Raw genomic sequence first — 13,733 nt, 5'->3', positions numbered from 1 at the left:
TAGCTCATTGAGAGTTGCCCAGGCAAGTGACCCGACTTGCCTGGGCAAGTATGATGGGGCTCATGGAAACCCAGTCACCCTGGCTCGACGACGACCAGCAGGACGTGTGGCAGGCGCTGCTCACGGTCGTGATCGCCCTCCCGGCGGCCCTCGACCGCCAGCTGCAGCGAGAGGCCGGTATCTCCAATTTCGAGTACGGGGTTCTGGCCCAGCTGTCCATGGCCGAAGCTGCCACGATGAGGCTCAGCGACCTGGCACGGGTCTGCGACAGCACCCAGCCCCGCCTGTCGAAGGTGATGGACCGCTTCGAGGCCCGCGGCTGGGTCGCCCGCCGACCCGACCCCGTCGACGGCCGGTACACCCTCGCCACCCTGAGCGAGGCCGGCCGGCAGAAGCTCGTCGAGAGCGCACCGGAACACGTCGCGCAGGTGAAGCGGCTCGTCTTCGATCCGCTCAGCGCCGCTCAGCGCCGCCATATGGGGGCCGCACTCAACCGCATCGCCGCTACGGTGCGCCGGGAACTCGAAGGAGGCTGAGCGCCCTCTTCGGGCGGGGCCTTCGGCCGGCCCGGCGTGAGTCAGGCCGGGGTCGTCCCGGCGGCCCGCTCCCATGTCCCGGGCGACCACACCCCCGAGCGGCGGAGGGCCGCCGGACAGTGGCGGAAGATCTCGTCGATCTCGACGACCAGGGCGAGTTCGGCTGCCGCCGGTCCGGGCCGTCACCGTCAGCCGGGCCTCGCGGGTCCGGTCCGAGGACGGGCCCGTCCCGATCGCGAACTCCCCCGGCTTCACGGCCCGTTCCAGCGCACGGGTGACGGGGGCCAGGGTCCGCGTCCCGAGCGGGAAGGAGACCTCGGTCCGCGCTCCGGGCACCAGGTCGACACGGGCGAAGCCGAGCAGCTCCCGTACACGCGGCCACGGCGTTCCGCCGAGCACCCGGCGCACGTAGAGCTGGACCGTCTCCCGCACGGGCCGGTCGCCCGTGTTGTGCACCTCCACCGTGCACAGGAGCGGTTCCGCCGGACCGCGAGGTCCGTCCGTACCGAACTCCGCCGCCGCAGCGGACGAGCGGGACAGCCGGGGGACGCCGTACTCGACCGACGTATAGCTCAGACCGTGGCCGAGGCTCACGCGATCACCAGGCGAACGATCGTATTGAACGCAAGCGTTCGATACGCTATCCGGCGATACCGTGACCTGCGGGGAGCCGCTCTCCGCGGCCGTCCGGCCTTGCCACAGGGGGAGCCCATGCGTCTGCATGTCGACCAGCGCCATGAGCGGGTACTCGAACTCGTCCGGCAGCGCGGCAGCCTCCGGGTCGCCGAGCTGGCCTCCGAACTCGGCGTCTCCGCCGTGACCTTGAGGCGCGACGTGGAAACGCTGGCCGCCCGGGGCAGCCTGCGCCGGCTGCACGGGGCCGTCGTGTGGCCGACGGATCAGCCCTCGGAGGCGGCACGGACCCCGGGCACCGAGGGTGCGGTGATCGGAATGATCGTGCCGACCACCACCTTCATCTTCGCCGATATCGTGCGGGGCGCCCGGGAGGCAGTGGAGGCCCAGGGCGGCCGGCTGGTGCTGGGGATGTCCGGATACGTGGACACCGAGGACCCGGTACAGGCGGATCATCTCCTGGCCGGCGGCGCCGAGGGCCTGCTGATCGCACCCAGCTGGTTCGGCGGGGTGCCCGCCGACGGCCAGGAGAAGTGGCTGCTGGAGTGTCCCGTTCCGGCCGTGCTGGTCGAGCGCTCCGCGCCGGCCGGCAACCCCGCCGCGGGACTCGACCGGGTCCGCACCGACCGGGCTCACGGCGCGGCGGAAGCGGTGGGCCACTTCGCCGAACTCGGGCACCGGGCCGTCGCCGCGGTGCTGCAGGAAGGGCCGCACGCCGCGCAGATCACCGCGGGGTACCTGGCCGCCGTGGAGTCGCTCGGGCTGACGCCCGTGCCGGGATCACCGGCCATCAGGGGGCACGGCGAGTACGACGAGATGGCGGATTACCTCGTCGACGCGGTCAGGAGCCGGGGGGTCACCGCGGTCCTCGTCCACAGCGACGAGGACGCGATCGTGCTGGTACCCCGGCTGCAGTCGCGCGGCGTCAGCGTCCCCGCCGACCTGGCCCTCATCGCCTACGACGACGAGGTGGCCGGGCTGTCCGACGTACCGCTGACGGCCGTCGCACCGCCGAAGCGCGCGGTGGGCGAGCTGGCGGCGAAGCTGATTCTGCAGCGCCTGGCCGAGCGCGCGTCGGGCGGTACGCCGACACCGCGCCAGCACCTCGAACTGCTGCCGGAACTGCGGGTGCGGGCGTCCTGCGGTGCGGGCGGAACGACTCCGCCCCCGCCAAGGACGGAGCCGACGCGTTCCGCGACGAGCTGACACCACGACGCGTTCCGCGACGAGCTGACAGCACGACGCGATCCGTCGGGGGCGGGCACCTCCGCCGGCCGGAGCGAGGCGGCCTGCGGAGGTGGCGGGGGACCGGTGGCGACGGGGACCGTCAGGCCGTGCGGACCTTGACCCGGTGGGTCGCTCCGTAGCTGCCGCTGAGGTCGCCGAACGTGAGGGTGAGCGAGGAGCCGGTCCGGGCACCGGTGACCGCGGGGGCCTTCGAGAGAACGGACGTGACCTGCCGTTTCCAGGTGAGGGTCAGGCTCTTGACGCTGCGGGACGGGTCGGCCACCGAGATCGTCGCCGTACCGTCGCGCCTCTCCCGGATCTGCACACTGACCGGCGCGTCGGCCGTGACCGTGCCGGCCGTGCCCGCGGCCCAGAAGTTGATCCCGGTGAAACCGAGGGAGGGCACGCGGATGCCGTGCTGCCGGGAGTTGTTGGCCAGGATCCGCAGCCACAGCGGGTCCAGGGCGCGGGCGGCGGTGCGGAGCTCGCCGGCGCCGGGCATGAGGATGTACGCGTACGAGGCGTCCCGCGGGTCCGTGCCGTGGTCCTGCCACAGGGTCAGGTAGCGCCGGGTGAACGGGGTGGGCGAACTGCCGGCGTTGATGTCCTTCCACGCGCCGGTGCGCTCCTCGCGCAGTGCGCTGATCCGGCTGCCGCCCGCCTGCGGGAAGACGTAGCCGGCGTGCCCCTGGATGTGTGCCCACTTGGTGTGCGTCCGCGTGGTGTGCCAGCCCTGGGCGCCCGGCTGGGGGATGCCGTTGAGGGTGAGTGCGGCGGTGCCCGACGCGCCGAGGTTGCGGTTGTCGATCACCGTTTCGACGGCGGCGCCGTCGGCCGAGGTGATGCCCGCGCCGAGGCAGACGATCGAGTCGTCGAGCCAGAACCACGACTTCCTGGCGGTCATCGTGCTGTCGATGCCCCGCAGGTGCTGCCCGGTGGTGCCGAACTCGCCGTCTGTGGTGCCCCCCACCCAGGTGGTGTCCGGTTTCGGATTGCCCCATTCGCCGCCGAACCCGTCCGGCAGGAGCTTCTTCGAGACGGTGACGCCGGGCAGCCGGTACGGGTCGACGGTCGGCCAGAAGGTGTCGGAGTACTGCGCCGGACCGTGGTCGCCGCCCCACCAGGACAGCCAGCCCGACCCGGTGTGGTAGCCGCGGGCGTGCTCGCCGTTGCCGAACTCGTAGTGCGCGATGCGGGCGGAGGCCATGCTGACCGACGCGCCCCAGTCACGGCGGCGGTGGGTGGCGCGGTCCATGTTGTGGAAGGTCCGGTGCTCGGCGGGCTCGGGCGACGCCTTGACCGTGTCGTCGTCGAACAGCTTCTGCAACAGGGCCGTGTTGACCAGGCTCAGCTTCGGATTCCCGAGGGCGGGACCGTACGAGTCGCGTTGCAGCCAGCCCTTGACCATGGAGTTCCAGCGGGCCCGCTCCTCGGCGCTCGCGCCCTGGCCGACCAGGACGACCGAGGCCATCACGCTGTGCGCGCGGGTGTGGTCGTCCTGGGGGAGCTGGAAGGCGTCGGCCTCCGTCAGCCCGCGGCTGATGCCCCGGCTGGAGACGTTGTCCATCATCAGGCCGTCGTAGATGAAGGGCGCGATGGCCTTGTCGACCGTGTCGAGGAAGAGCTGACTGCCCGGATCGTCCACCTGCCACGTCGAGTCCCGCAGCAGTGCGAACAGCCGGCCGAGGCCGTCGTGGAGCACCGCGCCGTAGCCTCCGATGTACGGGACGTCGGTGTGCTGGACGAACGAGCCGTCGGCGTAGAAGCCGTCGCCGGAGGTGACGTACGGGAAGACGGGGGACAGCGCGTCACGGCCGAGCTGGATCTTGGCCGCGCTGCCGCCGACGACACCGCGCAGGATGATCCCGCGGCACAGGTCGACCCGGTTGGCGCCGGTGCTGGTGCCGGTGTACTTCGCCACGGCCGAGTCCGGCAGGAACGTGTCCACGGACCGGCAGTAGGTGGTCAGCTGCTCGGCAGACAGATGCTCGTGGAGCAGCACGGCGGTGTCGAGGAGCGCCTGCGGTGAGCCGATCTGGAAGTTCCACCAGTTGCCGAACGGTGCGGCGTCCGCGCTGTAGACGTCCGAGCAGAGGTGGTCCAGGCCGGTGATGACGGCGTCGCGCAGGGCCGTGTCCCCGGTGACCCCGGTACCCGGCTGGGCGTACGCCTGGGCCATGGTGCTCAGCCGCGTGAAGCTGTCGTTCATCCGGGCCGAGTAGCCGTACGACTCCTGGTCGGTGTCCGGGGACGGATCGGCGTAGCCGAGGCCGGGCCAGAGCGAGCCCGCCGCCGGAACCATGGTGTCCCGGAGACCGGCCGCCTGGGTGCCGAGCGTGGCGAGCTTCGACCGGAAGGGCTCGGCGGTCGGGCTGAAGCCCTCACCGAGGATCAGCGTGCGCCACTTGGCGCGCAGTGCGGCGAACGCGTCGGCCGCCTCGGTGGCGGGCGGCGCGGGGGCGGCGGGGGCGGCCGAGGCGGTGCCGGTCTCGGCCAGGCCGGCCGCGAGTGCGGTGCCACCGGTGGCCGCGAGGAAGGTGCGGCGGGACCAGGGGGACGGGGGAGGGGGCGTCATAGGTGCTCCGGAAGCCGGGAGGTGGGAGGAAGAGCGCGCTGAAGTCAGCCGGTTTTTAACACGCATGCGCTCAACCGCTCAATAGAACCGACGGAATTGATCGTTTCGATCGATCCGAGCACCCACCATTCGGCACGCTATGCCGCAGACGTCATGCTTCGTCTTCCCGCTCGCGAATCCGCTCTACCCTGCTCCGCTCTACCTGCTCCGCTCTACCTGCTCCGCACCGCCTGCTCCGTTCCGCCTGCTCCGCACCGCCTCGATGGCATCGCGTCGTTCGGCTTCGCCGTCCCGCCCGTCGTCAGGCCGTGGCCCGCAGATGCCGCTGTGCCCATTCCTCGAACGTGGTGAGCGGGATGCCGAGAGCGCGCGCGTACTCCGGGCGCGCGGGCTGGCCGACCACGTTGATCCGCTCGTGCGAGGCGCCCATCCCCGGCATTCCGGCGGCGGTCGCCTCCTGTTCGGTCATGTCGGGTGCGGTCAGCTCGGTGCCCAGGGCGCGGGAGAGCGTCTCGGCGATGTCCGTCATGGACAGGTAGTCGCTCGCCAGCTCCAGCTCCACCCCGTCGAACCTCTCCGGTGCGGCGAAGGCCGCCGCGGCGGCCGCGCCGATGTCGTCCACCGCGACGAGAGACAGCCGGGTCCCGGGCTTCAGCACGCTCACCAGGCCGCCCTCGACGCCGCGCGGGAACAGGAAGGCCATGGAGGGGAGGAAGTTCTCCATGAAAAAGCCCGGCTTGAGGAGTGTCCAGTGCGCGAAGCCCGCTTCACGGACCCGGTCCTGGATGCCGGCCTTGGTCGCGAAGTAGGGCTCCATCGCGGCCCAGCGGCCCTCGGCCCAGCCGGGCGCCTCCGTGTGCTGCCCGGCTCCGGAGACGGAGGTGTGCACGAACTGCGGTACGCCCGCGGCCAACGCGCCCTCGATCAGATTGACCGCCTGGGCCGACTCGCCCTCGAAGCCCCGTCCGTTCATGTCGGGCATCTGCACCGAGAAGACGGCGCGGGCTCCCTCGGCGGCCCGGATCACCGAGTCGCGGTCGAGGAGATCGCCGGTGACCAGCTCGGCCCCGAGCGCTTCGACGGCCTTCGCCCGCCCGGTCGCCGGGTCGCGGACCAGTGCCCGGACGGGATGGCCCGCCGCGAGCAGGGCGCGCGCCGTGGCGCCGCCCTGCCGGCCGGTGGAGCCGGTGACGAGTACGGGCGCGGGTGCGGAATCCGTGGACATGACGCTCCTAGAATGGTGCGCAGGCTAAACGGCGGGCCCCGCCGTTTCTGGTTCGGTACGATACGGAGGGGCCCGCCGCTTAGCAAGCGGACAGCGGGCGCGGCGAATCGGAACCCAGGAGGTGGCGGCATGCCCGGCCAGCGCGCGGACGCCCGGCGCAACTATGCGCGCATTCTCGACATCGCCGAGGCGGAGGTCGCCGCGCACGGTGCCGAAGCCTCCCTGGAGCAGATCGCCCGCACGGCGGGAGTCGGATCGGCCACCGTGCGCCGGCACTTCCCCAGCCGTCGCGCACTGCTGGAGGCGGTCTTCCGCGAACGGATCGAGACGCTGTGCGCCCTCGCCGCCGAACTGGCCGGGACGGGCGACCCCGGGACCGCGTTGGTGGACTGGCTGGGTGCCGTCACCGAGTACGCCGCGTCCGCCCGGGGACTGGCCACCGCACTGACCCTCGACGGAGCGGCCGGTCCCGACGCCGCGCATGTGCAGGCCTGTTCGGCGAAGCTCACCGACGCGGGCGGCCCGCTGCTGCGCCGAGCCGCGCGGGACGGTGCGGTGACGCCCGGCGTGACCGTCGCCGACCTGCTCACCCTGATCGCCGGCATCGCCCTGGCCACGGAACACCACGCGGACCCCGCCGCCGAGGCGAACCGGCTGCTGGGCCTGACCGTGGCGGGAGTCAGCCCGCAGAGGTGAGAAGCGAGCCCCGGCGTCCGGCGGTGCTCACAGCGCCACGATCGTCGCCTCGGTCGCCTTGATGCTGGTCCACACCGCGACCCCGTCGGCGAGGCCGAGTTCGGCCGCCGCGTGGGGGGTGATCTCGGCGACGAGATCCGGTGCCTGCGGTGACGTGATGAGGACGCGCAGACGGCTGCCGCTGGTGGTGATCTCCCGGACGGTGCCCGCCCAGATGTTGCGCGGACTGCCGCCCGGCTCGGTGCGGTGCACGGACACGGCCTCGGGGGCGATGACCGCGAGCGCGGCGGTACCCGCCGGCAGCGGTTCCGCGATGACGAGGAGGCCGCCGCCGTGCAGCTGGAGTCCGTCGGCGGTCGCGGTGCCGGGCCAGGCGTTGCGGCCGAGCATGCGCGCGACCCAGGGGGAGTGGGGGTGCCGGGTGACCTCGCCCGGCGGGGCGTCCTGGAGGACGTGGCCGTCCTCCAGGACGAGGACGCGGTCGGCGAGGGAGACGGCCTCCACCGGGTCGTGGGTGACGATCAGGCAGACGCCGCCGAAGCTGTCGAGGTGGGTACGCAGGGTGTGCCGCACATGGGCGCGGGTGGTCTGGTCGAGCGCGGCCAGCGGCTCGTCGAGCAGCAGCAGCCGGGGCCGGGTGGCGAGCGCCCTGGCCAGGGCGATGCGCTGGGCCTGTCCGCCGGAGACCTGGGACGGCTTGCGGGAGGTCAGCTGTCCCACGCCGAGGCGGTCGAGCCATTCCTGGGCCCTGCGGCGGGCCTCGGCGCGCGGCACACCCTGGGCGCGCAGCCCGTAAGCGGTGTTCGCGAGTGCGCTGAGGTGGGGGAACAACGCGCCGTCCTGGGGCACCCAGGCGACCCCGCGGCGGTGCGTGGGCAGGGCGCTGACGTCCAGCTCGCCGAGCCGCAGCGCGGCGTGGGCGCGCGGGGTGAGCCCGAGCAGGGCGCGCAGGAGGGTCGTCTTGCCCGCGCCGTTGGGGCCGACGACAGCGATGGTGGTTCCGGCGTCGGCGTCGAGCGTGAGCTGGTTGAAGCCGGTGACCTCGGCGTGCAGCGGCCAGCTGTCCCGTCCGGTGTCGGGCTCGACGTGGTCCGGCAGGGCCGTTCGGATGTCCTCCGAGGGGACGGCGGCCGGTTCATCGGCAGAGGCGCGCGGCCCCGCAGCCGCGGCGCTCGGGGTCCCGGTCCATCGTCCCCGGAGCCCGAGGAGGACGAGCATGGCGATCGCGAGCAGGAGCAGGGAGACCGAGGTGGCTGCCTCCGGGTTGTCCTGGAGGAGCAGGTAGACCTGGAGGGGCAGGGTCTGGGTGGTACCGGGGAGGTTTCCGGCGAAGGTGATGGTCGCGCCGAACTCGCCGAGTGCCCGCGCCCAGGTGAGTGCGGCTCCGGCGGCGAGACCGGGGGCGACCATGGGCAGGGTGACGGTGAAGAACACCCGTACCGGCGAGGCCCCGAGGGAGGACGCCGTCTCCTCGTAACGGGGGCGCAGTCCGCCCAGCGCTCCTTCGAGGCTGATGACCAGGAACGGCATCGCGACGAAGGTCGCCGCGAGGACGGCGCCGGAGGTGTGGAAGGGCAGGGTGATGCCGAACGTGTCCTCCAGCCACGGTCCGAGCAGACCGCGGCGGCCGAAGGCCAGCAGCAGGGCGACACCGCCCACGGTGGGCGGCAGCACCATTGGCAGGAGCACGAGGGAGCGGACGAAGGTCTTGCCGGGGAAGTCGGTACGGGCCAGCAGCCAGGCCAGCGGCACGCCGAGTACGAGCGAGAGCCCGAGCGCCCAGAAGGAGACCAGCAGCGACAGCTTCAGCGCCTCGGTCGTTCCGGGGCTGGTCAGATGGTCGCCCAGCTCGCCCCAGGACGTGCGGGCGAGGATCCCGATCAGCGGCAGCAACAGGAAGGCGATGGCCAGCAGCGCGGGGATCGCCAGGGCGATCGGTGCGCGGGGGCCGGTGGCGCGGCTGCGAAGGCGTCTCATCGAAGTCCCTGAAGCTGGAAGTGCCGTGCGGGCGGCCGGGACCGAGGTCGGGCCGCCCGCACGGGGTGGTCACCGGTTACGGCTGCTGGAAGCCGGCGGCGGCGAGGATCTTCTGGGCCTCCGGGGTGGAGAGCCACTTCACGAAGGCGTCCGCGGCTTCGCTGTTCTTGGTGGCCTTCAGGGTCGCGGCCGGGTAGGAGGCCACGGCGTTCTGGGCGTCGGGGATGTCGATGGCCTCCACCTTGTCGGTGGCGGTGGCGGCATCCGTCTTGTAGACGAGACCGGCGTCGGCCTCACCGAGTTCGACCTTGCTCAGGACGGAACGGACGTCGAGCTCCTGGGAGACCGGCTTCACGTCGATCTTCTGGGCGTCCAGGATCTGCTTGCCGTAGCGGCCCACCGGGACCTCGGGGGCGGCGAGCACCACCTTCAGCCTGGTGTCGGAGAGGTCCTTCAGATTCTCGATCTTCTCCGGGTTGCCCTTGCCCGTGGCGATCACCAGGCGGTTCTTCGCGATGACGGTCGGCGTTCCGGTGTCGGACTTCAGCCCGTCCATGGTCTTGGTGTCCGCGGTGACCAGAGCGTCGGCGGGCGCACCCTGCTTGACCTGGGCGGCGAGCTGCTGCGACCCGGCGAAGGAGAACTTCACCTTGGTGCCGGGGTGCTCCTTCTCGTACGCCGCGCCGGCCGTCTTGAAGACATCGGTGAGCGAGGCGGCGGCCAGCACCGTCAGGCTTGCCTTCGGCGTCCCGGACCCGGACGCGGTGGCGTCGGCGCCCGAGTCCTTCTGGTCGTTGTCGCTGCCACAGGCTGCCAGCGGGACGAGGAGAGCCGCCGTGAGGATCGCGGCTGCGGTACGGCGTCTGGTGAAGGCGAGGGACATGAGGGTGGGAACTCCTTGGGGACGCGGTCGGCTGGTGCCGCCCGAGCGGATGGTGGTGAGCCGCGCCGGGGACGGGCGACGCCGCTTGATGGAGCTGTGGAGCTGTGGGGGCTTGTGGGGTGGTGGCTCAGGTGCGGTCGATGTGCACGCCGGTCGATGTGCCGCGGGTGGTGGTCACCCCGGCTGCGGCATCGCCCATGACGTAGGACTGCATGTGCCACACAATAGGTGTTCTGGGTTTGCATTTACAACGCGTAATGCGAAGCTCCATAGCAGATGCGTTGTCGTTCGGAGGAAACTCCGAAGTGGCCGCCGCAGGGATACGCCGAGGTGGGAGGCGGTCCGTGAACCCGCTGCCTCCGCTTTGCCGGGCGAGACGGTGGATCATCCTCGAGCCTGTGGCAGGCGGTCGGCCGGCCGTGCGGGAAATGTTTGCAGTGAGAAATGCAGAACGGGAAATACCCGGCATTTCACCCTGAATTCGAGGCGCTTCTCCATGAGCCTGAGCATCCGCAACCGGATCCCCGGCACCGTCACCGAGGTCGCCACCGGCGGCGCCATGGCGAGCGTCAAGGTCTCCGTCGAGGGCGGCGAGCTGACCGCGGCGATCACCAAGGACGCCGTGACCGATCCGCGACTCGCGTCGGGTGCGTCCGTCACCGCGCTGATCAAGTCGACCGAGGTCTCCCTCGCCGCGGCCTGAGCGGCGGACCGCGCGCGCCGCGCGGACCCTCCCGGTCACACGCACCGCGCGCACCCTTTCGGTTATGCGTCGTACCGTGCCGGCTGACCGGAGACCGGCCACGCTCCGACCCACACGTGCGTGATGGCGCTGATGTAGCGCGCGCCGCACCGGTCGGCGGGCACCACCAGCTGGCTTCCCGCCGCGTCCAGGCCCCGGCCGTCCATCCCGGTGGCCAGGAGGACCGGGACATCGCCGAAATCGGCGTCGACCTCCGCCCACGACAGCACCGTGTGGTGCCCGTCGCCGCCGGTGACCGCCACAAGGTAGCGGGACCGGTCCTTGCGCCTGCGGGCGTCGAACGCCGGATGGGCGTCGAGGACCACGTCGCGGAGCAGGGGCCCCTCGAAGCTGTGGTGCTGCGGGCCGTTGGCGGCACAGTCGAACACCACCTCGGCCCGGTGCTGCTCCCACCCGCTCCGCAGGTCCTCCACGGTCAGCGTGGCCGGTCGCTCGACGTCCCCGAGCAGGGTGAAGGGGGAGAGCAGCGGGGAAGGCGTGCGGGGTCGCGCGCTGAGTCGGCTCATGGGGATCCCCAAATCGGACGGCCCGCTGGGCGGCTGTCAGAAGGTATGCCCAGCAGCCGCCCCGAGAAATCGCGTGTACGAGGCAATGTCCGCCAGAAGCCTGGCTTTTGTGAACCGGAGTCATCGATACCGAGTGCTTCTGCCGCATCCCCGGATCACTGACCGCCCGGTCGTTCAGCCGGACGTTCTCGAAGAGCGTGGCACCCAGCGCCTGAGCGATGCCGCCCTCGACCTGGCCCCGGCACCGCATCGGGTTCATGACCTTGCTCGCGTCCGCCGCGTACACGCTGCGCAGGATCCTGATCTCGCCGGTTCCCGGGTCCACGGCGAGCCTGAACCAATGTGCGTTGAAGGCGACGGAACGCGGCGTCCCGCCGAAGTGACCGTCCGCCGCGAGTTCCCGGCCAGGCGTCGCCGGGCCTCCAGGGCTCGTGGGAACGGGCGTCACGCACGTCCCGCACGGTGTTGAGATCCATGTCGTTCTCCGCTCCGGCCGCTGCGTCGTCGGCCACCGAGAAGCTCAGTGAAGCAACGCGGCGGCCCCGCGCACGACTGGTGCACCACACGGAAAAACACGAGCCCACGCACCGCGACCTGGAGGATCGACCAAGAGGTGTATCGATCACTTCACCTGGCATTTACGATGACGGGACTCGCAATCGCCTCGTGAATGTGAGATGTCGGGCCCGGACCCGGCAGTCGCGCAAGGAGCCACACCATGCACGTCGAACACCTTCTCCAGCTCGAATCCCTCGGCCTGACCCTGCTGTGGGGCGAAGAGCCCCTGCCGGCCCGGGAGATCAGCGGGGTCACCGCCACCGACCTGGAGGACCCGACCCGCTTTCTCCAGCAGGGAGAGGTCGTTCTCAGCGGCCTGGTGTGGTGGCACCCCACCGATGGGCCCGAGAAGGCGGCGCGGTTCGTCACAGCGCTCCGGACGGCCGGAGCCGTGGCCCTGCTCGCGGGGGAGGAGACGCACGGCGCCGTGCCCGATGTCCTCGTCGACGCCTGCCGGACCCACGGCGTCACCCTCATCGCCGTCCCCGCAAGCACCAGCTTCCGGGCCATCACCGAGGCGGTCTACCTCCGGCAGCGGGGCGATCTCAGCCGCCGCCCCACCCACCACTACGCACTGCCCGAGAACGTACGCAACGAGCTCAGCGTCCTGCTCGCGGCCGGTACCGACCCGGACACCCTGCTCGACCGGGCCTTCGCCCACCTGGGAACCCCGGCCGCGTACCTCCTCAGCGCGACCGGACGCACCCTCGCGCGCACCCCGCCCGCCCCGCCGCTGACCGCGCGACGGGGCGCAGAATGCCTGCGCAGACCCACCGGCGCCACGCTGCGCGTCGAGTCGGACGCATCCCCCTACGACGTCTGGCACCTGTACGTCCCCGACACGGCCGGGGCGCCGCCCCGCGTGCTGCACGAGATAGCCGATGTCCTGGCCCAGCACCGGCAGCGCACCGCCCCCGGAGCGAACGCGGCACGCCGCAAGGGCGACGAACTCGTCTCGCTGATCGACGCCCCCCACACCGACGGGACATCGCTGCGCCTCGCACTCCACGGCTGCGGCCTCTCCGAGCAGGGTCCCTACCAGGTCATCACCGCGCGGCCGGCCCATGAGGACGACGCGAGCGCGGCGGCGGACGCCCTGACCGAGGCCCTGCGCCACGACCCCGAGCGGCCCTTCACCGTGGGCAGGCTCGCGGGAGGCACGGCCGTGGCCGTCGTCCAGGGCGAACCGGGAGACAGCGAAGGCCGGCTGCACACCCTCTGGCCCGTTCTGGAGGACTGCCACCCCGGCACGGCACTCCACGGCGGGGTGGGGGCGCCGGCCGCCGGTCCCGAGGGCCTGCACGGCAGTCTCGTACAGGCGCGCTACGCCCTCACGGCATCCCGCACCACGGAACCCGCGGCGTCCCGGCTGACCTCGGTGGACGACCTCACCACCCTGCACACGCTGCTCGCCGGTCTTCCCCAGGAGGTGCGCGAGGTCTTCAGCGCCCGGGCCCTGGGCCCGCTGATCGACGGGGACGGCGCCTCGCAGCGCATGATGCTGCACACCCTGGAAGTCTTCCTCGCGCACAACTGCTCCTGGGCGCGCGCCGCCGAAGCCCTCCACCTCCACGTCAACACGGTCCACTACCGTGTCCGGCGCATCGAGCAGCTCACCGGACGCGACCTCTCGCGCCTCGACCACAGGCTCGATCTGCGGGCCGCTCTGATGTGCCGCTGACCGCTGGGGCCTCTCGCTTGGATCAGGCAAGGGCCAGGGCTCAGCCCCGGCCGCCCGGCCGGTCGATGTGCACGTTCGTCGACTTCACCCGTGCCGTGGCCATGACCCCGACCTCCAGGCCGAGTTCGTCGACGGACTCGCGGCTGATCAGCGACACCAGCCGGTGCGGCCCCGACTGGATCTCCACCTGCGCCACCACGCCGTCGGCCTTCACCGCGACGACGATCCCGGCGAACGAGTTCCGTACCGACGTCAGGACCTCCCCGGGTACCGGATGGAGCCCCGCGGCACGCTCCGTGGCGAAGCCCGCGAGGCTGACACCGTCGATCACCCGGTTTCCCGAGCCGCCGCGGTCCATCGCGAGGTGACCGCCGTCGGCCCAGCGGCGGACGGTCTCGGGACTCACGGCCAGCAGCTCAGCGGCCTGGCCAATGCTGTACGAAGGCACCCGCGCACTCTAGTGACCTGAGTCA

Annotated in this window: 10 protein-coding genes and 4 pseudogenes; 5 read left to right on the top strand and 9 right to left on the bottom strand. The window is 71.8% G+C overall.

The annotated features are described in order from the left end of the window. The first annotated feature begins 62 nt into the window (after positions 1-62). Entirely contained in the window at positions 63-536 is a 474-nt protein-coding gene (locus tag ACZ6S6_RS10720) for a MarR family winged helix-turn-helix transcriptional regulator (protein ID WP_362963034.1), read from the top strand. Between the two features lie 41 nt (positions 537-577). On the opposite strand, the pseudogene ACZ6S6_RS10715 reads toward ACZ6S6_RS10720, so the two are convergent. Together ACZ6S6_RS10715 and ACZ6S6_RS10710 are read right to left on the bottom strand one after the other, a co-directional pair. Further along, a pseudogene (locus ACZ6S6_RS10715) lies at positions 578-697 on the bottom strand (pyridoxamine 5'-phosphate oxidase family protein); the annotation flags it as partial. A 112-nt stretch (positions 698-809) separates the two neighbouring features. Further along, positions 810-1,259, bottom strand: a pseudogene (locus tag ACZ6S6_RS10710) (fibronectin type III-like domain-contianing protein); the annotation flags it as partial. On the opposite strand from ACZ6S6_RS10710, the gene ACZ6S6_RS10705 reads away from it, so the two are divergent. Further along, positions 1,248-2,375 carry a LacI family DNA-binding transcriptional regulator gene (locus ACZ6S6_RS10705; protein ID WP_469704870.1) on the top strand — a complete coding sequence of 376 codons (1,128 nt, stop codon included), beginning with the start codon at positions 1,248-1,250 and terminating at the stop codon, positions 2,373-2,375. The pseudogene ACZ6S6_RS10710 and the gene ACZ6S6_RS10705 sit on opposite strands and share 12 nt — an antisense overlap. Before the next feature lie 121 nt (positions 2,376-2,496). On the opposite strand, the gene ACZ6S6_RS10700 is transcribed toward ACZ6S6_RS10705, so the two are convergent. Both ACZ6S6_RS10700 and ACZ6S6_RS10695 read right to left on the bottom strand, forming a co-directional pair. After that, positions 2,497-4,971: a polysaccharide lyase 8 family protein gene (locus tag ACZ6S6_RS10700; RefSeq protein WP_469704868.1), complete on the bottom strand. Its 2,475-nt coding sequence runs from the start codon at positions 4,969-4,971 to the stop codon at positions 2,497-2,499. Between the two features lie 301 nt (positions 4,972-5,272). Beyond that, complete coding sequence (locus ACZ6S6_RS10695) at positions 5,273-6,196, bottom strand: NmrA/HSCARG family protein (protein WP_469704866.1); 924 nt, start codon at positions 6,194-6,196, stop codon at positions 5,273-5,275. 129 nt (positions 6,197-6,325) lie between these two features. Between ACZ6S6_RS10695 and ACZ6S6_RS10690 the strand changes: the two genes are divergently transcribed. Further along, complete coding sequence (locus ACZ6S6_RS10690) at positions 6,326-6,892, top strand: TetR/AcrR family transcriptional regulator (protein ID WP_469704864.1); 567 nt, start codon at positions 6,326-6,328, stop codon at positions 6,890-6,892. 27 nt (positions 6,893-6,919) lie between these two features. On the opposite strand, the gene ACZ6S6_RS10685 is transcribed toward ACZ6S6_RS10690, so the two are convergent. Further along, entirely contained in the window at positions 6,920-8,869 is a 1,950-nt protein-coding gene (locus ACZ6S6_RS10685) for an ABC transporter permease (protein WP_469704862.1), read from the bottom strand. Positions 8,870-8,945: 76 nt separating this feature from the next. Continuing rightward, positions 8,946-9,752 carry a molybdate ABC transporter substrate-binding protein gene (gene modA, locus ACZ6S6_RS10680; RefSeq protein WP_469704860.1) on the bottom strand — a complete coding sequence of 269 codons (807 nt, stop codon included), beginning with the start codon at positions 9,750-9,752 and terminating at the stop codon, positions 8,946-8,948. Between the two features lie 502 nt (positions 9,753-10,254). Between modA and ACZ6S6_RS10675 the strand changes: the two are divergent. Further along, a pseudogene (locus ACZ6S6_RS10675) lies at positions 10,255-10,455 on the top strand (TOBE domain-containing protein); the annotation flags it as partial. A gap of 62 nt (positions 10,456-10,517) precedes the next feature. Here the strand turns inward: ACZ6S6_RS10675 and ACZ6S6_RS10670 are convergent. Both ACZ6S6_RS10670 and ACZ6S6_RS10665 read right to left on the bottom strand, forming a co-directional pair. After that, a complete protein-coding gene (locus ACZ6S6_RS10670; protein ID WP_469704858.1) occupies positions 10,518-11,021 on the bottom strand; it encodes a molybdopterin-dependent oxidoreductase in 504 nt (167 codons plus the stop codon). A gap of 94 nt (positions 11,022-11,115) precedes the next feature. Next, positions 11,116-11,427, bottom strand: a pseudogene (locus tag ACZ6S6_RS10665) (molybdopterin cofactor-binding domain-containing protein); the annotation flags it as partial. A 312-nt stretch (positions 11,428-11,739) separates the two neighbouring features. On the opposite strand from ACZ6S6_RS10665, the gene ACZ6S6_RS10660 reads away from it, so the two are divergent. Then, entirely contained in the window at positions 11,740-13,260 is a 1,521-nt protein-coding gene (locus tag ACZ6S6_RS10660; RefSeq protein WP_469704856.1) for a PucR family transcriptional regulator, read from the top strand. 40 nt (positions 13,261-13,300) lie between these two features. On the opposite strand, the gene ACZ6S6_RS10655 is transcribed toward ACZ6S6_RS10660, so the two are convergent. After that, positions 13,301-13,708, bottom strand: a complete 408-nt coding sequence (locus ACZ6S6_RS10655) for a TOBE domain-containing protein (protein ID WP_362963014.1) — start codon at positions 13,706-13,708, stop codon at positions 13,301-13,303. Positions 13,709-13,733: the final 25 nt, after the last annotated feature.

It is taken from the genome of Streptomyces sp. NPDC048671 (assembly GCF_055587045.1).
Note: the sequence above shows the minus strand (reverse complement) of the source record. Positions and strands in the feature narration are given on the sequence as shown.